Source organism: Paraburkholderia lebeckiae (assembly GCF_050436325.1).
GTDB lineage: Bacteria > Pseudomonadota > Gammaproteobacteria > Burkholderiales > Burkholderiaceae > Paraburkholderia > Paraburkholderia tuberum.
Genome location: NZ_JBNDLZ010000003.1, coordinates 2,979,913 through 3,003,436 on the forward strand (window position 1 = coordinate 2,979,913; position 23,524 = coordinate 3,003,436).

Annotated in this window: 18 protein-coding genes, 2 tRNA genes and 2 rRNA genes; 9 read left to right on the forward strand and 13 right to left on the reverse strand. The window is 62.2% G+C overall.

Features of this window, described 5'->3' with window-relative positions:
* Positions 1-28: 28 nt before the first annotated feature.
* Complete coding sequence (locus tag OKW44_RS31720; RefSeq protein ID WP_018420120.1) at positions 29-1,819, forward strand: M61 family metallopeptidase; 1,791 nt, start codon at positions 29-31, stop codon at positions 1,817-1,819.
* A 190-nt stretch (positions 1,820-2,009) separates the two neighbouring features.
* The gene (locus tag OKW44_RS31725; protein WP_018420121.1) at positions 2,010-2,606 is read left to right on the forward strand and encodes an FMN-dependent NADH-azoreductase; all 597 of its coding nucleotides are present in this window, start codon (positions 2,010-2,012) and stop codon (positions 2,604-2,606) included.
* 126 nt (positions 2,607-2,732) lie between these two features.
* Here the strand turns inward: OKW44_RS31725 and OKW44_RS31730 are convergent, their stop codons facing one another.
* The 8 genes from OKW44_RS31730 to rpe form a co-directional block, all read right to left on the reverse strand.
* Positions 2,733-3,554 (reverse strand): uracil-DNA glycosylase, encoded by an 822-nt coding sequence (locus tag OKW44_RS31730; RefSeq protein ID WP_026225722.1) that lies wholly within the window; start codon positions 3,552-3,554, stop codon positions 2,733-2,735.
* An 86-nt stretch (positions 3,555-3,640) separates the two neighbouring features.
* The gene (locus OKW44_RS31735) at positions 3,641-4,267 is read right to left on the reverse strand and encodes a CYTH domain-containing protein (protein WP_018420123.1); all 627 of its coding nucleotides are present in this window, start codon (positions 4,265-4,267) and stop codon (positions 3,641-3,643) included.
* Between the two features lie 62 nt (positions 4,268-4,329).
* On the reverse strand, positions 4,330-5,115 hold the full coding sequence (gene trpC / locus OKW44_RS31740) for an indole-3-glycerol phosphate synthase TrpC (protein WP_018420124.1): 786 nt from the start codon (positions 5,113-5,115) through the stop codon (positions 4,330-4,332).
* 18 nt (positions 5,116-5,133) lie between these two features.
* A complete protein-coding gene (trpD, locus tag OKW44_RS31745) occupies positions 5,134-6,165 on the reverse strand; it encodes an anthranilate phosphoribosyltransferase (protein WP_026225723.1) in 1,032 nt (343 codons plus the stop codon).
* A gap of 19 nt (positions 6,166-6,184) precedes the next feature.
* Positions 6,185-6,802, reverse strand: coding sequence for an aminodeoxychorismate/anthranilate synthase component II (locus OKW44_RS31750; protein ID WP_018420126.1), 618 nt, complete (start codon positions 6,800-6,802; stop codon positions 6,185-6,187).
* A 13-nt stretch (positions 6,803-6,815) separates the two neighbouring features.
* A complete protein-coding gene (trpE, locus tag OKW44_RS31755; protein WP_018420127.1) occupies positions 6,816-8,309 on the reverse strand; it encodes an anthranilate synthase component I in 1,494 nt (497 codons plus the stop codon).
* A gap of 376 nt (positions 8,310-8,685) precedes the next feature.
* Positions 8,686-9,402, reverse strand: a complete 717-nt coding sequence (locus OKW44_RS31760; protein ID WP_018420128.1) for a phosphoglycolate phosphatase — start codon at positions 9,400-9,402, stop codon at positions 8,686-8,688.
* Positions 9,403-9,415: 13 nt separating this feature from the next.
* On the reverse strand, positions 9,416-10,099 hold the full coding sequence (gene rpe / locus OKW44_RS31765) for a ribulose-phosphate 3-epimerase (protein WP_018420129.1): 684 nt from the start codon (positions 10,097-10,099) through the stop codon (positions 9,416-9,418).
* A 328-nt stretch (positions 10,100-10,427) separates the two neighbouring features.
* On the opposite strand from rpe, the gene apaG reads away from it, so the two are divergent.
* Positions 10,428-10,802, forward strand: a complete 375-nt coding sequence (gene apaG, locus OKW44_RS31770; RefSeq protein WP_026225724.1) for a Co2+/Mg2+ efflux facilitator ApaG/CorD — start codon at positions 10,428-10,430, stop codon at positions 10,800-10,802.
* A gap of 144 nt (positions 10,803-10,946) precedes the next feature.
* Here the strand turns inward: apaG and OKW44_RS31775 are convergent, their stop codons facing one another.
* Positions 10,947-11,120: a hypothetical protein gene (locus OKW44_RS31775; RefSeq protein WP_162633932.1), complete on the reverse strand. Its 174-nt coding sequence runs from the start codon at positions 11,118-11,120 to the stop codon at positions 10,947-10,949.
* Positions 11,121-11,136: 16 nt separating this feature from the next.
* Between OKW44_RS31775 and mltA the strand changes: the two genes are divergently transcribed.
* Positions 11,137-12,255, forward strand: coding sequence for a murein transglycosylase A (gene mltA, locus OKW44_RS31780; protein ID WP_018420132.1), 1,119 nt, complete (start codon positions 11,137-11,139; stop codon positions 12,253-12,255).
* A gap of 188 nt (positions 12,256-12,443) precedes the next feature.
* Here the strand turns inward: mltA and paaK are convergent, their stop codons facing one another.
* The 4 genes from paaK to paaN form a co-directional block, all read right to left on the reverse strand.
* A complete protein-coding gene (gene paaK / locus OKW44_RS31785) occupies positions 12,444-13,748 on the reverse strand; it encodes a phenylacetate--CoA ligase PaaK (protein ID WP_018420133.1) in 1,305 nt (434 codons plus the stop codon).
* Between the two features lie 112 nt (positions 13,749-13,860).
* Positions 13,861-14,322, reverse strand: a complete 462-nt coding sequence (paaI, locus tag OKW44_RS31790) for a hydroxyphenylacetyl-CoA thioesterase PaaI (RefSeq protein WP_018420134.1) — start codon at positions 14,320-14,322, stop codon at positions 13,861-13,863.
* 1 nt (position 14,323) lies between these two features.
* A complete protein-coding gene (paaG, locus tag OKW44_RS31795) occupies positions 14,324-15,115 on the reverse strand; it encodes a 2-(1,2-epoxy-1,2-dihydrophenyl)acetyl-CoA isomerase PaaG (protein ID WP_018420135.1) in 792 nt (263 codons plus the stop codon).
* Positions 15,116-15,281: 166 nt separating this feature from the next.
* Complete coding sequence (gene paaN / locus OKW44_RS31800) at positions 15,282-16,982, reverse strand: phenylacetic acid degradation protein PaaN (protein ID WP_018420136.1); 1,701 nt, start codon at positions 16,980-16,982, stop codon at positions 15,282-15,284.
* A 135-nt stretch (positions 16,983-17,117) separates the two neighbouring features.
* Here paaN and OKW44_RS31805 point away from each other — a divergent pair, with 135 nt between their 5' ends.
* The 5 genes from OKW44_RS31805 to OKW44_RS31825 all read left to right on the forward strand — a co-directional run bounded on the left by OKW44_RS31805 (position 17,118) and on the right by OKW44_RS31825 (position 23,408).
* Positions 17,118-17,894, forward strand: a complete 777-nt coding sequence (locus tag OKW44_RS31805) for an enoyl-CoA hydratase (RefSeq protein WP_018420137.1) — start codon at positions 17,118-17,120, stop codon at positions 17,892-17,894.
* Positions 17,895-18,362: 468 nt separating this feature from the next.
* Positions 18,363-19,895, forward strand: a 16S ribosomal RNA gene (locus tag OKW44_RS31810).
* Between the two features lie 79 nt (positions 19,896-19,974).
* A tRNA-Ile gene (locus OKW44_RS31815) sits at positions 19,975-20,051 on the forward strand.
* A 53-nt stretch (positions 20,052-20,104) separates the two neighbouring features.
* Positions 20,105-20,180 (forward strand) — tRNA-Ala (locus OKW44_RS31820).
* A 346-nt stretch (positions 20,181-20,526) separates the two neighbouring features.
* Positions 20,527-23,408 (forward strand): 23S ribosomal RNA (locus OKW44_RS31825).
* The 16S and 23S rRNA genes sit together here with 2 tRNA genes alongside, the layout of an rRNA operon.
* Positions 23,409-23,524: the final 116 nt, after the last annotated feature.

The following is a 23,524-nucleotide window of genomic DNA, read 5'->3' on the forward strand; positions in this document are numbered from 1 at the left end:
ACTCTCCTGACACTCCCAAGCGCCGCCGATGAAGCCGATCCGCTACACCATCGTTCCGGGTAACCCCGCCGCCCACCTGTTCGAAGTCACCGTGACCGTCGCCGATCCCGATCCGGCCGGCCAGCGTTTCATGCTGCCGGTGTGGATTCCGGGCAGCTACATGGTGCGCGAGTTCGCGCGCAACATCGTCACGCTGCGCGCGGTGAACGACGCGGGCCGCAAGGTGCGCGTCGAGAAGATCGACAAGCACACGTGGCAGGCCGCGCCGGTCAAGGGAGCCTTGACGCTGCGCTACGAAGTGTACGCATGGGACCTGTCGGTGCGCGCCGCGCATCTGGACGACACGATCGGCTTTTTCAACGGCACCAGCGTGTTCCTGTCGCCGCTCGGCCATGAGGACGCGCAGTGCGTGGTCGATATCCAGAAGCCGCAGGGCGCCGCGTATCGCGGCTGGCGCGTCGCGACCGCCCTGCCGGAAGCGCGCGGCACGAAGCGCTACGGCTTCGGCGAATACCGCGCGCAGAACTACGACGAACTGATCGACCATCCTGTGACGCTCGGGGAATTCGCGCTCGCGACGTTCAAGGCGCACGGCGTGCCGCACGACGTCGTGATCGGCGGTCGCGTGATCGGGCTCGACATGGAGCGTCTGTGCAAGGACCTGAAGCGCATCTGCGAAGCGCAGATTGCGTTGTTCGAACCGAAGTCGAAGAAGGCGCCGGTCGAGCGGTACGTGTTCATGACGCAGGCTGTCACCGACGGTTACGGCGGGCTCGAGCATCGCGCGTCTACCGCGCTGATCTGCAATCGCGCCGATCTGCCGGTGCAGGGCCGCGAGGCGATGAGCGAGGGCTACCGGACCTATCTCGGTCTGTGCAGCCATGAGTATTTCCACACGTGGAATGTGAAGCGGATCAAGCCGGCCGTGTTCGCGCCGTATGACCTCGGTGTCGAAAACTACACGTCGATGCTGTGGCTGTTCGAGGGCTTCACGTCGTATTACGACGACCTGATTCTCGTACGCAGCGGCGTGATCTCGCAGGACGACTATTTCGGCCTGCTCGGCAAGGTGATCGGCGGCGTGCAGCGCGGCAGCGGGCGCCTGAAGCAGAGCGTCGCCGAAAGCTCGTTCGATGCGTGGGTCAAGTACTACCGGCAGGACGAGAACGCGCCGAACGCGATCGTCAGCTATTACACGAAGGGCTCGCTGATCGCGCTCGCCTTCGACCTGACGATCCGCGCGCAGACCGGCCAACAGAAATCGCTCGACGACGTGATGCGGCTGCTGTGGAAGCGCTTTGGCCGCGATTTTTATCGAGGCAAGCCGGTCGGCGTCGACCAAAGCGAGATCGAGGCGATTTTCGCGGATGCGAGCGGCGCGCAACTGGCCGAACTGTTCGCCGAGGGCGTGCGCGGCACGCGCGATCTGCCGCTTGACGCGCTGCTCGCGCCGTTCGGCGTGGCGCTCGCGCCGGACGTCGACAAAAACGGCAAGCCGTCGCTCGGCGTGCGGCTACGCGGCGGCGCGGATTGCGCGCTCGCGACCGTGCACGAGGGCAGCGCCGCGCAAAAGGCAGGCCTCTCCGCTGGCGACGTGCTGATCGCGATTGATGGTCTGCGCGTGACCGGCGGGAATATCGATGCTCTGCTGTCGCGCTATCAGCCGGGCGCGAAAGTCGACGTGCACGCGTTCCGCCGCGACGAGCTGCGCGTCACGCAGGTGAAGCTCGACGGTCCCGAAGTGGCGCGCTACAAACTCGCGGTCAGCGATAACCGTCCCGCCGCGCGCAAGGCCCGCGAGCGCTGGCTCGCGAAGTGATCGGCGCGGTGGTGGGCCGCCCCGGGCGGTCCACCGATCGTCGCCTGTCCCGTCGTCAATCGGCGGAGGAGGGCGGTGGATTGTTCTACCCATGCAACAATCCTTCGTCGCCGGACGGCTTTTTCGCCGGCCGGTAAAAAAACACAATGATTCACTCGCGCAACACTGCGCGCCCCTACTGGAGTCAACCATGACCACGATCCTGCAAATCAACTCGGCAGCCCGTTCGCAAGGTGCGAACTCGACGCTTCTCGTCAACGAGCTGACGGAAAAGCTGCAACAGTCGAATCCGGGCGCGCAAGTCGTCGTCCGTAACCTGCAAGCCGAACCGCTGCCGCACCTCGACGACGCCGTGCTCGGCGCGTTCTTCACGCCGGCCGACCAGCGCACCCCGGAACAGGCCGCGATCGCCGCACGCAGCGAAGCGCTGATCGCCGAACTGCAAGCCGCCGACGTCATCGTGATCGGTGCTCCGATGTACAACTTCGGCATCTCGTCGCAACTGAAGACGTACTTCGACTTCATCGCGCGTGCGGGCATCACGTTCCGTTACACCGCGAACGGCCCGGAAGGCCTCGTGACGGGCAAGAAGGTCCACGTCGTGTCGGCGCGCGGCGGCAAGTATCTCGGCACGCCGAACGATAGCCAGACGCCGTACCTGAAGAGCTTCCTTGGCTTCCTCGGCATGACCGACGTGAACTTCATCTACGCCGAAGGCCTGAACTTGGGCCCGGACGCCGCGAACGCCGCGCTGAGCTCGGCACGCGAAGCGATCGCCGCGGTTTAAGCGGGTTTGTCCTGCCGCATTGCGCCGCTTCGATGCGGCGCGAGCGGTGAAAAGAATAACGCCACGGATGGGTTCACCCTCCGTGGCGTTTTCGTTGTGTATCGCAATCTTCTGACGACGACGCTCTCACGCAAGCATTTGCGCGTCGTCCGGTAGACGCCAGTCGATCGGCTCCCGGCCGTGCTGCAGCAGATATTCGTTCGCCTTCGCGAAATGCCCGCAACCGAGAAAGCCGCGATGCGCGGACAGCGGCGACGGATGCGGCGCCTCCAGCACATAGTGCGACCTGCCGCCGAGTAGCGCGCGCTTCGCCTGCGCATGCGCGCCCCACAGCATGAAGACGAGGTTCTGATGCCGCGTCGCGAGTTCGTGGATCAGCGTGTCGGTACATTTCTCCCAGCCGCGTTTCGCGTGGCTTGCGGCGCTGTCGCGCTCGACGGTCAGCACCGTGTTCAGCAGCAGCACGCCCTGTTTGGCCCAGCTGTCGAGGCAACCGTGCTGCGGCGTCTGGTGACCGAGACTCGCGGCGATTTCCTTGAAGATGTTGCGCAGCGACGGTGGCGGCCGCACGTGCGGCGCGACCGAAAACGCGAGGCCGTGCGCCTGCGGCGTGCCGCGGTCTTCGCCGTGGTACGGGTCCTGGCCGAGGATTACGACTTTCACTTCGTCGGGGCTCGTCAGGCGGAGCGCGCGGAACACGTCGGCCGGATAGATCGTTTTGCCGGCGGCACGCTCACCGTCGACGAAGCGGCACAGCGGCGCGTAGGTGTCGCTGTCGATGAAGGGCTTCAGATGCGCGCGCCAGGCCGCGGGTAGCGCGGCGAATTGTGCTTCGAGCGTGGGCGGGGCTGCGGTGGGGTCGGCGGAGGCTGCGGTGGGGGCGGGCGCGACATCGTCGAACAACGATGCCTGCGGCAAACTGGAGCGGGTGCGGGAAGCGGAGGTCATGGCGGGGAAGTGTCGCAGCAAACGCGGACTAGCTCAAGTTGCGGCAAGCGGAGCGCATGAGGTGCCGCGGGTTTCGGGCAACGCGCTCACCCGGCGCGCAACCGATACCCGCGCTGCGCCTTGCTGACGTCATCCGGCGCGAGGCCGGCAATCCGTTTGCCGAGTTCGGCGGCGAGCGTGTGAAGCGCCGCTTCGTCGCCCGATTTCAGTTCGAGCTCGATCTCCGAGATCGGCGCGCGGCGCGCTTCATCGTCGACTTCGGCAAGCACGTCGCCCTGATCGATCGCCGCCTCGATCTGAGCGCCGTCGGAGTCGAGCAGCCATAGCGTGCGTGTGAAATTGGTGTGGAACAGCTCGATCAGCGCAGGCGCGGCCTGCTTCAGTGCATCCGCGGCGACGGGTTCGTCGCAAGCGCTCAGCAACGATTCGATTTCGAGCTTCGCGCCCGCGACCGGCAATTCCCATTCGTGCCGGCGATGCAAGCCGTTCGTCGCCGTGCCGACCGTCTTGAAGGTCTGCAGCCAGCCGTCCGGGGTCTGCCGTAGACGCAGCGCGCTCTTTGACGACGCCAGCGTCAACTGCGGCGTATCGAAGTAAATGTTCACGAGCTTGATCGCGCGTCCGTTCTTGCCGGCGCGCGCGGCGAACCACTGCGTCGCCGCCTGCACTTGCGAAGCCGGCAGCGCCAGCTTGATTTCGCGTTCCATGCCCATGCTGGGTGTCCTTGTTGCGTGGATTTCTCTGCGCCCGATACGCCGATACGTCGATACGACGCTCAGAAAAACATCCGGGCAAGTTCCACGCCCGGATCGTCCGCGCGCATGAACGCTTCGCCGACGAGGAAGGTATGCACGTTCCGCGCGCGCATTCGCTCGACGTCGTCGCGCGACAGGATGCCCGATTCGGTCACGACGATGCGATCGTCGGGAATCGCGTCGAGCATGCCGAGCGTCGTGTCGAGCGAGGTTTCGAAGGTGCGCAGATTGCGGTTGTTGATGCCGATCAGTGGCGTCTTCAGCGTCAGCGCTTCCTTGAGTTCATCGCTGTCGTGCACTTCGACGAGCACCGCGAGACCCAGCGAATGCGCGAGCGCTTCGAGGTTCTGCATCTCGGCGGTTTCGAGCGCGGCGGCGATCAGCAGGATCGCGTCGGCCCCCATCGCGCGTGCTTCGACCACCTGATACGGATCGACGATGAAGTCCTTGCGTATCACCGGCAACTGGCACGCGGCGCGCGCTTGCTGCAGATAGGCGACGCTGCCCTGGAAGAACTGCACGTCGGTCAGCACGGACAGGCACGCCGCGCCGTGCTTCTCGTACGAACGCGCGATGTCGGCCGGCACGAAGTGCTCGCGCAGCACGCCCTTCGACGGGCTCGCCTTCTTCACTTCGGAGATCACCGCGGCGAGACCCGCCGTGTGCTTGGCGCGCAATGCGCCGACGAAGTCGCGGAGATCGCGCGAAGACGCTTCGAGCCGCAGTTCTTCGAGCGGCACGCTTTGCTCGGCCGCCCGGACTTCTTCGCGTTTGACCGCGATGATGCGGTCGAGGATGTCGCTCATAAATGTCTCGCTACGTGATTACTGCTTGAATTGCTGGGTGAAGCGCACCAGTTCGTCGACCTTCGCGCGTGCCTTGCCGCTCGCGATCGCTTCACGCGCGAGCTCGATGCCGTCCGCGATCGTAGCCGCTACGTTCGCCGAATAAAGTGCCGTGCCGGCGTTCAGCGTGACGATTTCCCGTGCGACGCCGGGCTTGCTGCTGAGCGCGTCGAGCAGCATGACCTTCGACTCGCCCGCGTCGGCGACTTTGAGCGTGCGGTTCGACACCATCTGCATGCCGAAGTCTTCCGGATGGATCTCGTACTCGCGAATCTCGCCGTCGCGCAACTCGCCGACCAGCGTGGCGCCGCCGAGCGACACTTCGTCCATGCCGTCCATCCCGTACACGACGAGCACGTGCCTGGCGCCGAGGCGCTGCATCACGCGTACCTGAATGCCGACGAGGTCGGGGTGAAACACGCCCATCAGCTGATTCGGCGCGCCGGCCGGATTGGTGAGCGGCCCGAGGATATTGAAGATCGTGCGGATGCCGAGTTCCCGGCGTACCGGCGCGACGTTTTTCATCGCCGGATGATGGTTCGGTGCGAACATGAAGCCCATGCCCGTTTCCGCAATCGATGCCGCGACCTGCTCCGGCTGCAGATCGATGTTGACACCGAGCGCTTCGAGCACGTCCGCGCTACCCGACTTGCTCGATACGCCGCGATTGCCGTGCTTTGCGACCTTCGCGCCCGCCGCGGCCGACACGAACATCGTCGCGGTCGAAATGTTGAACGTGTGCGCGCCGTCGCCGCCGGTGCCGACGATATCGACGAAGTTCGAGTTGTCCTGCACGTCGACGTGCCGGGCAAATTCACGCATCACCGTGGCGGCCGCGGTGATTTCGCCGATGGTCTCTTTTTTGACGCGCAGGCCGGTGATGATCGCCGCCGACATCACGGGCGAGAGTTCGCCGCGCATGATGAGGCGCATCAGGTGCAGCATTTCGTCGTGAAAAATCTCGCGGTGCTCGATGGTCCGCTGCAAGGCTTCCTGGGGCGTAATGGACATGATCTCGTCTCCCTTTGTGTCAGGCATTGCGGGACGCCGCGTGATTCGAGGCCTTGCCGCCGACGGCGAGCTTCGACTGCTTGACGAAGTTTTCGAGCAGCGCGTGGCCGTGTTCGGACAGGATCGATTCCGGGTGGAACTGCACGCCTTCCACGGCCAGTTCCTTGTGGCGCACGCCCATGATTTCGCCGTCTTCAGTCCATGCCGATACTTCGAGGCAGCCGGGCAGCGATTCGCGTTCGATCGCGAGCGAGTGGTAGCGCGTCACCGTGAAATGCTTCGGCAGGTCCGCGAATACGCCCTTGCAGTCGGTTGCGATCGTGCTGACCTTGCCATGCATGATGGTCTGCGCGCGCACGACGCGGCCGCCGAACGCCTCGCCGATCGCCTGATGGCCGAGGCACACGCCGAGAATCGGCGTCTTGCCGGCGAATTCGCGCAGCACGTCGAGCGTGATGCCCGCGTGTTGCGGATTGCTCGGGCCCGGCGACAGGCAGATGCGCTCGGGGTTCAGCCTGGCGATTTCGTCGAGTGTGATTTCGTCGTTGCGATAGGTGCACACGTCTTCGCCGAGTTCGCCGAAGTACTGCACCAGGTTGTAGGTGAACGAGTCGTAGTTGTCGATCATGAGCAGCATGGTGTGTCTCCGGTCAGAAGTCGCTATCGAGGCCGTCCTGGACCTGCTCGGCGGCGCGCATTACCGCGCGTGCCTTGTTCTCGGTCTCCTGCCATTCGGATTCGGGCACCGAATCGGCGACCACGCCCGCGGCCGCCTGCACATACAGATTGCCATTCGCGATCACGCCGGTGCGGATCGTGATGGCCAGATCCATCTCGCCGGTGAACGACAGATAGCCGACCGCCCCGCCGTACAGGCCACGCTTGACGGGCTCGAGCTCGTCGATCAGCTCCATCGCGCGGACCTTCGGCGCGCCCGACAGCGTGCCGGCCGGGAAGGTGGCGCGCAGCACGTCGAAATTGGTCATGTCGTTCTTGAGCTTGCCTTCGACCGAACTGACGATGTGCTGCACGTGCGAGTACTTCTCGATCACCATCTTGTCGGTCACGACCACCGAGCCGATCTGCGCGATGCGGCCGACGTCGTTGCGCGCGAGGTCGATCAGCATCACATGCTCGGCGATTTCCTTCGGATCGTTCAGCAGCTCGGTCGCGAGCGCGGTATCGCGCTCGGGCGTGTTGCCGCGCGGACGGGTGCCAGCGAGCGGGCGGATCGTGACGATACGGTCCTCGGCGCGCTTTTCCTGGCGCACCAGAATCTCCGGCGACGCGCCGACCACGTGGAAGTCACCGAAGTTGTAGTAGTACATGTACGGCGACGGATTCAGCGAGCGCAGCGCGCGATACAGCGACAGTGGATTGTCGCGGTACGGCTTGATCAGGCGCTGGCCGACCTGCACCTGCATCAGTTCGCCGGCGGCGATGTATTCCTTCGCCTTGCGCACGGCGGCCAGGTAATCGTCTTTCGCGAATTCGCGGTAGATCTCGGTGCGCACGCTGGCCGACACGACGGGCGGCTCGACGGTGACGCGCAGCCGCTGGCGCAGTTCGCGCAGACGGCGCTTCGCTTTCGTGTAGGCCTCAGCCTGAGTCGGGTCGGCGTAGACCACCAGATAGAGCTTGCCGGCGAGGTTGTCGATGACGGCGACTTCCTCGGTCAGCAGCAGCTGGATGTCGGGCAGATTGAGGTCGTCTTTCGGTGCGCTGTGCGCGAGCTTCTTCTCGATGTAGCGCACCGCGTCATAGCCGAAGTAGCCGGCGAGACCGCCCGTGAAGCGCGGCAGCCCCGGGCGTTGCGCGACCTTGAAGCGCGCCTGGAATTGCTGGATGAACGCGAGCGGATCGCCGTCGTGCGTCTCGACGACCTTGCCGTCGCGGACCACTTCCGACACGCCGTTGCGCGTGCGCATGAGAGTCCGCGCCGGCAGGCCGATGAACGAATAACGCCCGAAGCGTTCGCCGCCGACCACCGACTCCAGCAGGAACGAGTTCGCGCCGTTGCGCTCGGTCTGCGCGAGCTTCAGGTACAGCGACAGCGGCGTCTCGAGGTCGGCGAGCGCTTCGGCGATCAGCGGGATGCGGTTGAAACCCTCGTTGGCGAGGGACTGGAATTCGAGTTCGGTCATGTTCCGATCCTGTACGGTGGTCCGGCGGCAGCAAGCGTCGGGCAAAGCGGGGCTAAGCGCCTCCGGTCAGGGCGTGGGTCGACGTTCTCGACACAATGATACCGACCGGCGCGGGTCTTCCATCGGCGCGTGCGAGCGGTGCGGATGAGCAACGGTACCTTGCGGGTACGCGCAGGCTCAATCAGCCGATGCAGGTGCGTAAAAACAGATCGATGGAAAAAGCGCGTGAGCGCAGCGAAGTAAAAAACGGTTGCCGAAGACGGGCTTCAGCGTACCTCAGGCGAGGTTAGCGCGACCAGCGACGCCAGGGCCAGGCTCCCCGGTCGATGCTAATCAGACTCCGTTTTTTATTCAGAAACATGAGGATGAAGGACTGTTAAGTCGTGGATTGATGCGCTGCGATCGCCCTGGCGGCGTCGAGCAGCGAGGCAACTATACCATCGGATTTTATCGTTTGTATAGCTTGGCCGTGGTTGTACCCGTAGGGCACGGTCAGCGTCGCCATGCCGGCCGCGCGGCCCGCCAGCGCGTCGTTTTCCGAGTCGCCGATCGCCACCGTGGCGCTCGGCTCGACGCCGAGCTGCGCGGCGGCGGTCAGCATCGGAAGCGGGTCCGGTTTCTTTTTCGCGAGACTGTCGCCGCCGAGCACGACGCCGAAATACGGTGCAAGCCGGTACTGCTGCAGCAATTCGAGCGCGAAGCGGTGCGGCTTGTTGGTCACGCAGGCGAGCTGCAGGCCCGCGTCGCGCAGCGCGCGCAGACCGGCCTCGACGTCAGGATAAAGCCGCGTGTGCACGCCGTTGATCTTCGCGTACTCGGCCTGATAGATCGCGAGCGCTTCGTCGAAGCGCTCTTGCGCGTGCTCGGCTTCGAAGCGCGGCGCAAGCACGCTGCGGATCAGATGCTCCGAGCCCTTGCCGACGTAGCCGACCACTTCCTCGCGCGTCGTTTCCTCCGCGTCGAGCTGAGCGAGCATACCGTTCAGGCCGGCGGTGAAGTCGTCGGCCGTGTCGATCATCGTGCCGTCGAGGTCGATGATCGCGGCTTCGAGGCGCGGGCCGGTAAACGTCGGGGCGGGATACGAAGTGGTCATGAGGCGCTGGTTTTTAACGCTGGACGGTCGCGAGGGCGGCGCGCATCTTGTCGATCACGACCTTGTGATCGGGCTGGCCAAAGATCGCCGAGCCAGCCACGAACGTGTCCGCGCCGGCCGCCGCGATTTCTGCGATGTTGTCGACCTTCACGCCGCCGTCCACTTCGAGGTGGATGTCGCGGCCGGTGCGCTCGGTGTACGCGTCGATGCGTTTGCGCGCTTCACGCAGCTTGTTGAGCGCCTCGGGGATGAACGACTGGCCGCCGAAGCCCGGGTTCACCGACATGATCAGCACGAGGTCGACCTTGTCCATCACATGATCGAGATAGTTCAGCGACGTCGCCGGATTGAACACGAGGCCGGCCTTGCAGCCGTGGTCGCGGATCAGCGACAGCGTGCGGTCGATGTGATCCGACGCTTCCGGGTGAAAGCTGATCAGGTTCGCGCCGGCTTTCGCGAAGTCCGGCACGATGCGGTCGACGGGACGCACCATCAGGTGCACGTCGATTGGCACGTCCACGTGCGGGCGGATCGCTTCGCATACGAGCGGGCCGATGGTCAGGTTCGGCACGTAGTGGTTGTCCATTACGTCGAAGTGGATCCAGTCGGCGCCGGCGGCGACGACGTTGCGGACTTCTTCGCCCAAGCGGGCGAAGTCGGCGGAGAGAATGCTGGGGGCGATGCGAAATTGCGTCATGACAGGGGGCGGATGCAAGCGGGAAAGCGCCATTTTACCGGTTTTACGCGTGCAGACCGGGGTGCTGGCCGCAGTTGGCGTGGCGGAATCGCGCGAAGAAACCTCGCAAAGTGCTGGCGCAAAAGCGGTATGGAGACTGGGCGCGGCAAAGCAGCCGTGTCCCAACGTCTTAGACACTGCTGGCCGAAAGGCGTATTCGGTTGCGGCCATGCCGCGCATCAAGCAGAATGCCACTCCATGAGCGCCGCATCGCCGCTGCACCCGCAGACCATTGGCGTTCGGGCCTTCCACGATTTTTCACAGCCCGTTTGATCAGATCGGAATCAGGATGAGCCAGTACGAATTCAGCGTCTCGGCGCAGGTGCACTACCTGCCCGAAGAATCGGACCCGGAGCGTCGCCAGTACGCCTTTGCCTACACGCTGACCATCCGTAACACCGGCCAGGTGCCCGCACAGTTGATCGCGCGTCACTGGATCATCACCGACAGCGACAACACCGTGCAGGAAGTCAAAGGGCTGGGCGTGGTCGGTCATCAGCCGCTGCTCAAGCCGGGCGAGCATTTCGAATACACGAGTTGGGCAGTGATCGCGACGCCGGTCGGCACGATGCGCGGCGATTATTTCTGCGTGGCGGAGGATGGTGAGCGCTTCGAGGCGCCGGTGCCGGAGTTCGTGTTGCGCATGCCGCGAACGTTGCATTGAACCGGCGCGGTGTTGCGCGGTCTTTAATGAGTTCGTATGGGCGCGCGGCACAGCGGGCAGTTGAGTGGGTGGTTGGATGAGCGCTCAGACGAGCGCTTGATGCACGAGGGGTTGCGCGGTTCTGCATGCAACCCGCAGGCCAGGTCACTGCGGCTTTTGCTGTTGGGACCGTTCCGCCGGCTTGGCACGTCTCGCTTTTTTCTTGCCAGCCGACGTCCACACAACGATAAAGACGAGCAGGAACAGCGCGAGCAGCGATTCCAGCGCGAAGATGAGCATCGGGTATTCGTCGAACAAATCAGACATGGCGGTTTCCATCAAGAACGAACATTGTATGCGTTTTGTCCGCCGAGCCGGCGCGTGGGTCGGTGCACTGTCGGTTGCGGTGTTGCTTGCCTCCTGCGGTGGCGGCGGCGCGCTCCGGCCTTCGCCGCCGAGCGGCGCGGCGATTATCCCCGGCCAGATCGCGTCGTCGCGCTTGACCGCGGTTGCGTGGCAGCAGGTGCCGGGCTGGCAGGACGACTCGCTGATCGGCGCGACGGCCGCGTTGCGGCAAAACTGCACGAGGCTCGCGCGTCAGCCGAACTGGTCGCGTGCATGCGCGGCCGCCGCGCAAATCGACGATCTCGACGTCACCGGCGCGCGCGCCTTCTTCGAAGCCTACTTCACGCCGTTCCAGCTCGCGAATAGCGACGGCACGCTCGACGGTCTGGTCACCGGTTACTACGAGCCCCTGCTGCGGGGCTCGCGCACGCGGCATGGGGTATATCAGACCGCGCTGTACCGCTGGCCCGCCGGCTATCGCGCAGGGGCGCCGTTGCCGGCGCGAGCCCAGCTCGAACGCTCGGGTGCGCTCAGCGGCAACGAACTCGTGTGGGTCGACGATCCGATCGAAGCGTTCTTTTTGCAGGTGCAGGGCTCCGGGCGCATTGTGATGGAAGACGGCAGCGTGATGCGCGTCGGCTTTGGCGGTACCAACAATCAGCCGTACAAGTCGATCGGGCGCTGGCTGCTCGATCATGGCGAGATCACACCCGCGCAGGCGACGATGCAGGGCATCAAGGCATGGGCACGTGCGAATCCGACTCGCGTCGATGGACTGCTCGACACCAATCCGCGCTTCGTGTTTTTCCGCGAGATGCCGTCGGCCGAAAGTATGCCGAGCGGCGGTGCGGACGGTCCGATCGGCGCGCTCGGCGTGCCGCTGACGCCGGAGCGCTCGATTGCGGTCGACCCAAGCGCGATTCCGCTCGGCACGCCGGTGTTCCTGCAGACCACACGGCCGCTGACGAACTCGCCGATGAACCGCCTCGTGTTCGCGCAGGACACGGGCACCGCGATCAAAGGCGGCGTGCGCGCCGACTACTTCTGGGGCCTCGGCGACGATGCCGGTGATCTGGCTGGCAAGATGAAGCAGGGTGGCCGGATGTGGTTGCTGCTGCCGAATTCGTGAGGCGGTGGGGCGCAGGCGGAAGCGTGACTGCCGTTTGAGTTACGGCGGTTTTCGGGAGGCGGGTTGGAGGCTGCCGCGAAGCCGTCAATAGAAGTCGTGGAAATCGGCGTCACGTTTGGATCAGGATCCGTGCGTGACGCCGTTTTTTGTTGGGCTCTTACGCTGCGAGTCGTTGCCGGTTGCCTGACTTAGAGCCCCGATTTGCGCTTGTCGACCACCCGCCGCGCCTTGCCCACCGAGCGCTCGATTCCATTCACCGCCAGCACGTTAACCACCGCGCTTACGCCAATCAGCGCCTTGATGTCGTACGCCAGCGCGTTTTTCGCGGTGGTTAGCGCGGAAGTATCTGGCGCGCTTTCGGGGCACGGTTCGACATTCAGCGTCAACACGTCGAGCGGCCCTTCCTTCGTCAGTACGATCTGATAGTGCGGCGCCAGCGCGTGCTGCTTGAGCAGTAGTTCTTCGATCTGCGTCGGGAACACATTGACGCCACGGACGATCATCATGTCGTCCGAGCGACCCGTGATTTTTTCCATACGCCGCATCGTGCGGGCGCTGCCCGGCAGCAGGCGCGTGAGATCGCGCGTGCGGTAGCGGATGATCGGCAGCGCTTCTTTCGTCAGCGACGTGAACACGAGTTCGCCGAATTCGCCATCGGGCAGCACCTCGCCCGTTTCGGGGTCGATGATCTCGGGATAGAAATGGTCTTCCCAGATCGTCGGGCCGTCTTTGGTCTCAACGCACTCCGAGGCGACGCCCGGGCCCATCACTTCGGAGAGACCGTAGATGTCGACCGCGTCGATGCCCATGCGTTTTTCGATCGCCTCGCGCATGTCGTTGGTCCAGGGCTCAGCGCCGAAGATGCCGATGCGCAATGAGCAGCTAGCCGGGTCGATACCCTGGCGCTCGAGTTCGTCGGCGATCGACAGCATGTAGCTCGGCGTCACCATGATGATGTCCGGCCGGAAGTCCTGGATCAGCTGCACCTGCTTTTCGGTCTGGCCACCGCCGAACGGAATCACGGTGAGCCCCGCGCGCTCGGCGCCGTAATGCGCGCCGAGGCCGCCCGTGAAGAGGCCGTAGCCGTAGCTCACGTGCACCTTGTCGCCGCGTTTCGCGCCGGCGGCGCGTACCGAACGGGCGACGAGATTCGCCCACGTGTCGATGTCGCGCGCCGTATAGCCGACGACGGTCGGCTTGCCGGTCGTCCCAGACGATGCATGGATTCGCGAAATCTGCTCCTGCGGCACCGCGAACATGCCGAATGGATAGTTGTCGCGCAAATCCTTCTTCGTCGTGAACGGAAAGCGCGCGAGGTCCGCGACCGACTTGACATCGCCCGGATGAACACCGGCTTCGTCGAACTTGCGCCGGTACACCGGCGAATTTTCATACGCATGGGCGAGCGACCATTTGAGCCGTTCAAGTTGGAGCGCGGCGAGCTCGTCGCGGCTGGCGGTCTCGATCGGATCGAGCGGAAGAGCGGTGCTCATCGAGTGTCTCCTTGCTGCCTCAGTATCTGAGTCTGATATGTAACGCGTTGGCGTCAGAGAGCCACGCAGACAGTTGTCCGCGAGGGCGGCTCTGGCTTGCCGCCGCTCAATGTCAGTCGCCGGTGGGAATCAGGTTGCCCTTGATTTGTGCCGACTTGCCGCGAAACATCGCGACGGTCTCGCCGGCGCGATTCGTGACGCGAATATCGTAGATGCCAGTGCGCCCGCTCGATGTCTGCTCGACCGCTTCGGCGCTCAGCACGTCGCCGCCGTAGACCGGCCGGAGGTATTCGATCGAGCAGCCGGCGGCAACCGTATTGATGTTGTAGGTGTTACAGGCGAAGGCGAAGGTCGAATCGGCGAGCGTGAAGATCAGGCCGCCGTGGCAGATCTGATGGCCGTTCAGGAAATCGTCGCGCACCGCCATGCGCAGCCGCGCATAGCCGGGGCGCACTTCGAGAATATCGATCCCGAGCGCGCGACTGCAGGCGTCGTTTTCGTACATCGCGGCGGCTGTCGCGCGGGCGAGTTCGTCGGCAGTCATCTGGTCGGGGCGGGTGGTTTGCGTGGACATCTCAACGCCCCTCGAAGCGCGGCGCGCGCTTTTCGATAAATGACTGCACGCCTTCCGCGTAATCGTGCGAGGCGCCTAGTTGGCGCTGCAGATCACGCTCGAGATCGAGCTGCTGGTCGAGCGTTTGCGTCGTGCTGGCACGCATCGCCTGCTTGATCGCGGCGATCGCGCGCGTCGGTTGCTGGGCAAGCTGGGCCGCGAGTTTTGCCGCGGCCGGAGCCAGTTCGGCGTCGTCGAGCGCTTGCCAGATCAAGCCCCAGCTCTCGGCTTTGTCGGCGCTGAGCTTGTCGCCGGTGATCGCGAGGCCGAGCGCGCGTGCCATGCCAACGCGTTGCGGCAGGAACCACGTCCCGCCCGAATCCGGCACGAGGCCGATCTTCACGAACGCTTGGATGAAACTCGCGGAGCGAGCTGCGAGCACCAGGTCGCAGGCCAACGCGAGATTGGCGCCCGCGCCGGCGGCCGTGCCGTTGACCGCCGCGATCACCGAAAACGGTAACGCTTGCAGACGGCGGATCAACGGATTGAAGTATTCATCGATCACCGCGCCGAGGTCGGTCATCGCGCCGGGCGTGAAATCGAGGTCGGCGAGATCCTGGCCGGCGCAGAAGCCGCGTCCCGCACCGGTGAGCACGAGCGCCCGGGCGCCGGACTTTTCGACCTGGTCGAGCGCCGCGCCGAGTTCCTGATGCATCGCGCGCGTGAAGCTGTTGAGCTTGTCCGGGCGGCTCAGCGTGATGGTGGCGACGTGGCTCGATGAGTCGATGTCCAGCCGGATCGCTTCATATGACATGGGGTGTCTCCTCAAACTCTCTTTGGCCGATGGGCACGGTCGCTCGACTAGCGTCGGCGCGTGATGCCGATCCGATGTCTGATGTTAGTCAGAGCGCGCGACTCGGTCCATCCGCCGAACGGCATAGGACGAAGTCGTGCGTTGTGCTGAAGCCTTCTTATGCCGTTCAGCCAGCTACCGCGGGCGCCGCTTTCGGTTCAACATGAACGCGGCTTTGAACGACACGGAAGCGGTTGGCGACGAAAGCGGCATCGGCTAGCGCGGCATTGGCGGCCGGGTTGGCGCCGGTGCCATGAAAGTCCGAAAAAGCCGCCGACTGGTTGACGAAAACGCCCCCGGTCAGGTTGATCGACAGTGCGACGCCGCCGCGAATCGACGCTTCGTGCGCGGCGTCGAGCACGGCGTCGTCCGTGCTGTAGACCGCCAGCGTTAGCGCGCCGTGCTCGGTGGCGATGTTGCCCGCGAGGTCGAGCGACTGCGCGGTCGAGTCCGTCGCGATGACGAACGAGATCGGCCCGAACCATTCTCTCGTGAACTGGACGTGGTCGGTCGAGGCGTCGAGTTGCAATACGAGCGGGGTGCGCACGCGAGCGCCCGGAAAGGATGGATGTTCGAGCGTCTGGCTCGCGACGAGAACGCGACCGAGCCCGGCGGCTTCGTCGATGCGCTGCACGACGCCTTCGTTCTGGATCGCGCCGAGCAGTTCGACGGCGCGGGCCGGATCGGCGACGAGCTTTTGCACCGCGCCGGCAAGCGCCTGGGAGACATCGTCAAAGCTGAGCGTGCCTTCCGCGGTGCGAATACCGTCTCGCGGCACGTAGATATTTTGCGGCGCGGTGCACATCTGGCCCGAGTACAGCGCCAGCGAGAACGCGATGTTGCGCGCGGCCGCCTTGATGTCGTCGACCGAGTCGATGACGATCTGGTTGACGCCAGCTTTTTCGGTGTAGACCTGCGCCTGGTGCGCGTTGCGCTCGAGCCAGGTGCCGTTCTGGGTGCTGCCCGTGAAGTCGATCAGTTTGATCTCGGGGCGCTGGACCAGTTGCTGGACGAGAGCGCCGTCGTTCGGGGCGGTGGCCAGCAGCGTGACGACGTTCGGATCGAAGCCCGCTTCGCGCAACACGTCACGCGCGATGCGCACGGTCAGTGCGAGCGGCAGGATCGCGCCAGGATGCGGCTTGACGATCACCGTGTTGCCGGTGGCCAGATCGGCGAACAGGCCCGGATAGCCGTTCCACGTCGGGAATGTGCAGCAGCCGAGCACGAGGCCGATGCCGCGCGGCACGACGGTGTAGCGCTTGTGCATCGCGAGCGGCGGGTTTTTGCCTTGCGGCTTTTCCCAGTGCGCGTCGGCGGGGATACGGCGCAGCTGATCCCAGGCATACGCGACCGCTTCGAGCGCGCGATCCTGCGCGTGTGGGCCCCCCGCCTGGAAGGCCATCATGAACGCCTGACCGGTCGTGTGCATCACGCTGTAGCCGAGCTCGAAGCTGGCGCGATTCAGGCGCGCGAGGATTTCGAGGCTCACGCCGATCCATGCCTGCGGGCCGGCCGCGCGCCAATCGCGTTGCGCCGCGGCAGATGCGGCGATGAGCGCGCTCGGGTCGGCTTTCGGGTAACGCACGCCGAGCTGGAAGCCGAACGGCGAAGCCTCTGCGCCGACGGTCTCTTCCGTCGAGGGTTGGTCCAGGTCGAACGTTTTGTCTAGAAGCGCCTTGAACGCGGCTTCGCCGTCCGCGTTGGCTGTTTCCCCGTACACTTTCGGACTGGGCATCTCGACGAACGGGCTCCAGTAGCCGCGCGTTTCGAGCGCGGCGAGCGCTTGGTGCAGCGTGTCTTCGTGCTTGGTGAATAGCGGATGTGTCATGGCAAAGAGGCTCGGCTGTACGTTGGGGAAATATCTGTCGAATAATTGACCGACCGGTTGGTTGGTGAATGGTAGCATCACTATGGACGATGCGCGAAGCGTTTTTCGCGTGCGATTAACCCTTATGGAGGCGGCATGGCTTACGAAAACATTCTGGTTGAGACGCGGGGACGGGTCGGACTGATTACGCTCAACCGTCCGAAGGCTCTGAATGCACTGAATGACGCGCTGATGGACGAACTAGGCGCTGCGTTGCGCGAGTTCGACGGCGACGAGTCGATTGGCGCAATCGTCGTGACGGGCAGCGAGAAAGCGTTCGCGGCCGGCGCGGACATCGGGATGATGGCGTCGTACTCCTATATGGATGTCTACAAGGGCGACTACATCACGCGCAACTGGGAAACGGTTCGCTCGATCCGTAAGCCGATCGTTGCCGCGGTGGCGGGCTTCGCGCTCGGCGGCGGCTGCGAACTGGCGATGATGTGCGACATCATTTTCGCCGCCGACACGGCGAAGTTCGGTCAACCGGAAATCAAGCTCGGGATCATGCCGGGTGCGGGTGGCACCCAGCGCTTGCCGCGGGCGGTGTCAAAAGCGAAGGCGATGGACCTCTGTTTGACCGCTCGTTTCATGGATGCCGCCGAAGCGGAGCGCGCCGGACTGGTTTCGCGCGTGATCCCGGCGGCATCGCTGCTTGACGAAGCGGTCGGCGCGGCCGCCACCATTGCGGAATTCCCGCTACCGGCGGTGCTGATGGTCAAGGAGTCGGTCAACCGAGCCTATGAAACGACGCTCGCGGAGGGCGTGCATTTCGAGCGCCGCCTGTTCCATTCACTCTTCGCCACCGAAGACCAGAAAGAGGGCATGGCCGCGTTCGTGGAGAAGCGCAAACCGGTTTTCAAGCACCGTTAATACGCTTGTCAAAATATCGCTTGCAAGTCCCGATGTCGGCGACTAGAATTCCGCTCTTTCGTGCTCCGGACGCCGGGGTGCGGAGAAGCGGGAAGCCTTTGATGGCGAGGGTTTCAGCGGGGTGGGCAGGTTAAGCGGGTGATAAAACCTGTTGACGATCCGGCGGAAGTTCTCCATAATCCCGTTTCTCTGCTGCAGACGCAGCGACGCAAACGAAGCAGTGCCGGGCAGGAGTGGTTCAGGCGCGGCGGGTTTGGCGGACCGATCTTTAAAAACTAACAGCCGATAAGTGTGGGCGCTTGATGCGGAATGCGGCGGCGGATTCTCCGGAGTCTGCTGCCAGGCAGAAGTATCAGCAGCCTCACACAGTATTAGAGGAAGGTTTGTCTGTCGGAAGACGGACTGATCATCGTCAGTACGTTGAGTGAGCGACCGGGTTCGAGAGAGCCCGAAAACAGTAACAGGTTTGAACTGAAGAGTTTGATCCTGGCTCAGATTGAACGCTGGCGGCATGCCTTACACATGCAAGTCGAACGGCAGCACGGACTCCGGTCTGGTGGCGAGTGGCGAACGGGTGAGTAATACATCGGAACGTGTCCTGGAGTGGGGGATAGCCCGGCGAAAGCCGGATTAATACCGCATACGCTCGGGAGAGGAAAGCGGGGGATCTTTCGGGACCTCGCGCTCAAGGGGCGGCCGATGGCAGATTAGGTAGTTGGTGGGGTAAAGGCCTACCAAGCCGACGATCTGTAGCTGGTCTGAGAGGACGACCAGCCACACTGGGACTGAGACACGGCCCAGACTCCTACGGGAGGCAGCAGTGGGGAATTTTGGACAATGGGCGCAAGCCTGATCCAGCAATGCCGCGTGTGTGAAGAAGGCCTTCGGGTTGTAAAGCACTTTTGTCCGGAAAGAAAACCTCGTGGCTAATATCCGTGAGGGATGACGGTACCGGAAGAATAAGCACCGGCTAACTACGTGCCAGCAGCCGCGGTAATACGTAGGGTGCGAGCGTTAATCGGAATTACTGGGCGTAAAGCGTGCGCAGGCGGTGCTGTAAGACCGATGTGAAATCCCCGGGCTTAACCTGGGAACTGCATTGGTGACTGCAGCGCTGGAGTATGGCAGAGGGGGGTGGAATTCCACGTGTAGCAGTGAAATGCGTAGAGATGTGGAGGAACACCGATGGCGAAGGCAGCCCCCTGGGCCAATACTGACGCTCATGCACGAAAGCGTGGGGAGCAAACAGGATTAGATACCCTGGTAGTCCACGCCCTAAACGATGTCAACTGGTTGTCGGGCCTTCATTGGCTTGGTAACGTAGCTAACGCGTGAAGTTGACCGCCTGGGGAGTACGGTCGCAAGATTAAAACTCAAAGGAATTGACGGGGACCCGCACAAGCGGTGGATGATGTGGATTAATTCGATGCAACGCGAAAAACCTTACCTACCCTTGACATGTATGGAATCCTGCCGAGAGGCGGGAGTGCCCGAAAGGGAGCCATAACACAGGTGCTGCATGGCTGTCGTCAGCTCGTGTCGTGAGATGTTGGGTTAAGTCCCGCAACGAGCGCAACCCTTGTCCCTAGTTGCTACGCAAGAGCACTCCAGGGAGACTGCCGGTGACAAACCGGAGGAAGGTGGGGATGACGTCAAGTCCTCATGGCCCTTATGGGTAGGGCTTCACACGTCATACAATGGTCGGAACAGAGGGTTGCCAAGCCGCGAGGTGGAGCCAATCCCAGAAAACCGATCGTAGTCCGGATCGCACTCTGCAACTCGGGTGCGTGAAGCTGGAATCGCTAGTAATCGCGGATCAGCATGCCGCGGTGAATACGTTCCCGGGTCTTGTACACACCGCCCGTCACACCATGGGAGTGGGTTTTACCAGAAGTGGCTAGTCTAACCGCAAGGAGGACGGTCACCACGGTAGGATTCATGACTGGGGTGAAGTCGTAACAAGGTAGCCGTATCGGAAGGTGCGGCTGGATCACCTCCTTTCCAGAGCTATGCATTCATTGCACTCAAGTGCTCACGCTTATCGGCTGTGGTTAATGGCAGCAACGCAGACAGACATCAGGGGTCTGTAGCTCAGCCGGTTAGAGCACCGTCTTGATAAGGCGGGGGTCGATGGTTCGAATCCATCCAGACCCACCAGTGTCGTGTCGGGTGAGCTGAAGGGCTGGGGCCGCTGGAATGGCTGTGGGACAGGGGGATTAGCTCAGCTGGGAGAGCACCTGCTTTGCAAGCAGGGGGTCGTCGGTTCGATCCCGTCATCCTCCACCAATCCTCAATGCGCAGTGTTCTGCCTGCAGGCAGAGCGTTGCGCATTGGCGATTGAGCCAGTCAGGGCGGTATGAGGCAGAGGCTTCATACCGGCTGTCGTTCTTTAACAATCAGGAAGAAGTAGTAAAGAGATTCACGAAAGCATGCCTGGAGATGGGTGTGTGAGTAGGTGAATCAGGGTTGTGATTGTATCGATGTATTTTAAAGGTGATCGAGAGATCGCTTTGGAATACGGCGCAACACGAATACTCAACCTGTAGCGAGTGCGTCTGTCCCCTCCGGGGATGGGACCCACGTAAGCGCTCAAGCGCTCACGTGGGTCGACCCAGAGACACACCCGTTATAGGGTCAAGCGAACAAGTGCATGTGGTGGATGCCTTGGCGATCACAGGCGATGAAGGACGCGGTAGCCTGCGAAAAGCTCCGGGGAGCTGGCAAACGAGCATTGATCCGGAGATGTCCGAATGGGGAAACCCACTCCTAATGGAGTATCCGCAGCTGAATCCATAGGCTGCGTGAGGCGAACGCGGTGAACTGAAACATCTAAGTAACCGCAGGAAAAGAAATCAACCGAGATTCCCAGAGTAGTGGCGAGCGAAATGGGATCAGCCGGTACACGTTATCTGTATTGTTAGTCGAACGCTCTGGAAAGTGCGGCCATAGCAGGTGATAGCCCTGTAGACGAAAACAGCATGGAAGAACTGGGTGTACGAGAAGTAGGGCGGGACACGTGAAATCCTGTCTGAAGATGGGGGGACCATCCTCCAAGGCTAAATACTCGTGATCGACCGATAGTGAACCAGTACCGTGAGGGAAAGGCGAAAAGAACCCCGGGAGGGGAGTGAAACAGATCCTGAAACCGCATGCATACAAACAGTCGGAGCCTCTGCGAAGGGGTGACGGCGTACCTTTTGTATAATGGGTCAGCGACTTACATTCAGTGGCGAGCTTAACCGATTAGGGCAGGCGTAGCGAAAGCGAGTCCGAACAGGGCGTCCAGTCGCTGGGTGTAGACCCGAAACCAGGTGATCTATCCATGGCCAGGTTGAAGGCACGGTAACACGTGCTGGAGGACCGAACCCACTAACGTTGAAAAGTTAGGGGATGAGCTGTGGATAGGGGTGAAAGGCTAAACAAACCTGGAAATAGCTGGTTCTCTCCGAAAACTATTTAGGTAGTGCCTCGTGTATCACCTTCGGGGGTAGAGCACTGTCATGGTTGTGGGGTCCATTGCGGATTACTACGCCATAGCAAACTCCGAATACCGAAGAGTGCAATCACGGGAGACAGACATCGGGTGCTAACGTCCGGTGTCAAGAGGGAAACAACCCAGACCGCCAGCTAAGGTCCCCAAATATGGCTAAGTGGGAAACGAAGTGGGAAGGCTAAAACAGTCAGGAGGTTGGCTTAGAAGCAGCCACCCTTTAAAGAAAGCGTAATAGCTCACTGATCGAGTCGTCCTGCGCGGAAGATGTAACGGGGCTAAGCCATATACCGAAGCTGCGGATGCACAGTAATGTGCATGGTAGGAGAGCGTTCCGTAAGCCTGCGAAGGTGCACTGGAAAGTGTGCTGGAGGTATCGGAAGTGCGAATGCTGACATGAGTAGCGATAAAGGGGGTGAAAGGCCCCCTCGCCGTAAGCCCAAGGTTTCCTACGCAACGTTCATCGGCGTAGGGTGAGTCGGCCCCTAAGGCGAGGCAGAAATGCGTAGCTGATGGGAAGCAGATTAATATTTCTGCACCATTGTGAAATGCGATGGGGGGACGGATCGCGGAAGGTTGTCCGGGTGTTGGAAGTCCCGGTCCTTGCATTGGAGAAGGCGCTTTGGCAAATCCGGGCGCGTAATTCAAGGGTGCGAGGCGAGCCACTTCGGTGGCGAAGCAACTGGAAGGGGTTCCAGGAAAAGCCTCTAAGCTTCAGTTTCACAGTGACCGTACCGCAAACCGACACAGGTGGGCGAGATGAGTATTCTAAGGCGCTTGAGAGAACTCGGGAGAAGGAACTCGGCAAATTGGTACCGTAACTTCGGGATAAGGTACGCCCTGGTAGCCTGACTGGCCTGCGCCAGAAGGGTGAAGGGGTTGCAATAAACTGGTGGCTGCGACTGTTTAATAAAAACACAGCACTCTGCAAACACGAAAGTGGACGTATAGGGTGTGACGCCTGCCCGGTGCCGGAAGATTAAATGATGGGGTGCAAGCTCCTGATTGAAGTCCCGGTAAACGGCGGCCGTAACTATAACGGTCCTAAGGTAGCGAAATTCCTTGTCGGGTAAGTTCCGACCTGCACGAATGGCGTAACGATGGCCACACTGTCTCCTCCCGAGACTCAGCGAAGTTGAAGTGTTTGTGATGATGCAATCTCCCCGCGGCTAGACGGAAAGACCCCATGAACCTTTACTGTAGCTTTGCATTGGACTTTGAACCGGTCTGTGTAGGATAGGTGGGAGGCTATGAAGCGTGGACGCCAGTCTGCGTGGAGCCGTCCTTGAAATACCACCCTGATCTGTTTGAGGTTCTAACCTTGGCCCGTGATCCGGGTCGGGGACCGTGCATGGTAGGCAGTTTGACTGGGGCGGTCTCCTCCCAAAGTGTAACGGAGGAGTACGAAGGTACGCTAGGTACGGTCGGAAATCGTGCTGATAGTGCAATGGCATAAGCGTGCTTGACTGTGAGACTGACAAGTCGAACAGGTGCGAAAGCAGGTCATAGTGATCCGGTGGTTCTGTATGGAAGGGCCATCGCTCAACGGATAAAAGGTACTCTGGGGATAACAGGCTGATACCGCCCAAGAGTTCATATCGACGGCGGTGTTTGGCACCTCGATGTCGGCTCATCTCATCCTGGGGCTGTAGCCGGTCCCAAGGGTATGGCTGTTCGCCATTTAAAGAGGTACGTGAGCTGGGTTTAAAACGTCGTGAGACAGTTTGGTCCCTATCTGCCGTGGGCGCTGGATATTTGAAGGGGGCTGCTCCTAGTACGAGAGGACCGGAGTGGACGAACCTCTGGTGTACCGGTTGTCACGCCAGTGGCATCGCCGGGTAGCTATGTTCGGAAGAGATAACCGCTGAAAGCATCTAAGCGGGAAACTCGCCTTAAGATGAGATATCCCCGGGGCTTCGAGCCCCTTGAAGGGTCGTTCAAGACCAGGACGTTGATAGGTCAGGTGTGCACGTACAGTAATGTACTGAGCTAACTGATACTAATTGCCCGTAAGGCTTGATCCTATAACAGGTGTGTCTCGACCCGCGTTAGTGCTTCAGCACTTGCGCGGGTCCGATCCCCGAAGGGGATTGGTGTGAACTCCCGCGGGAGCTAACAGAAACGCACGGTTGGGATTCAG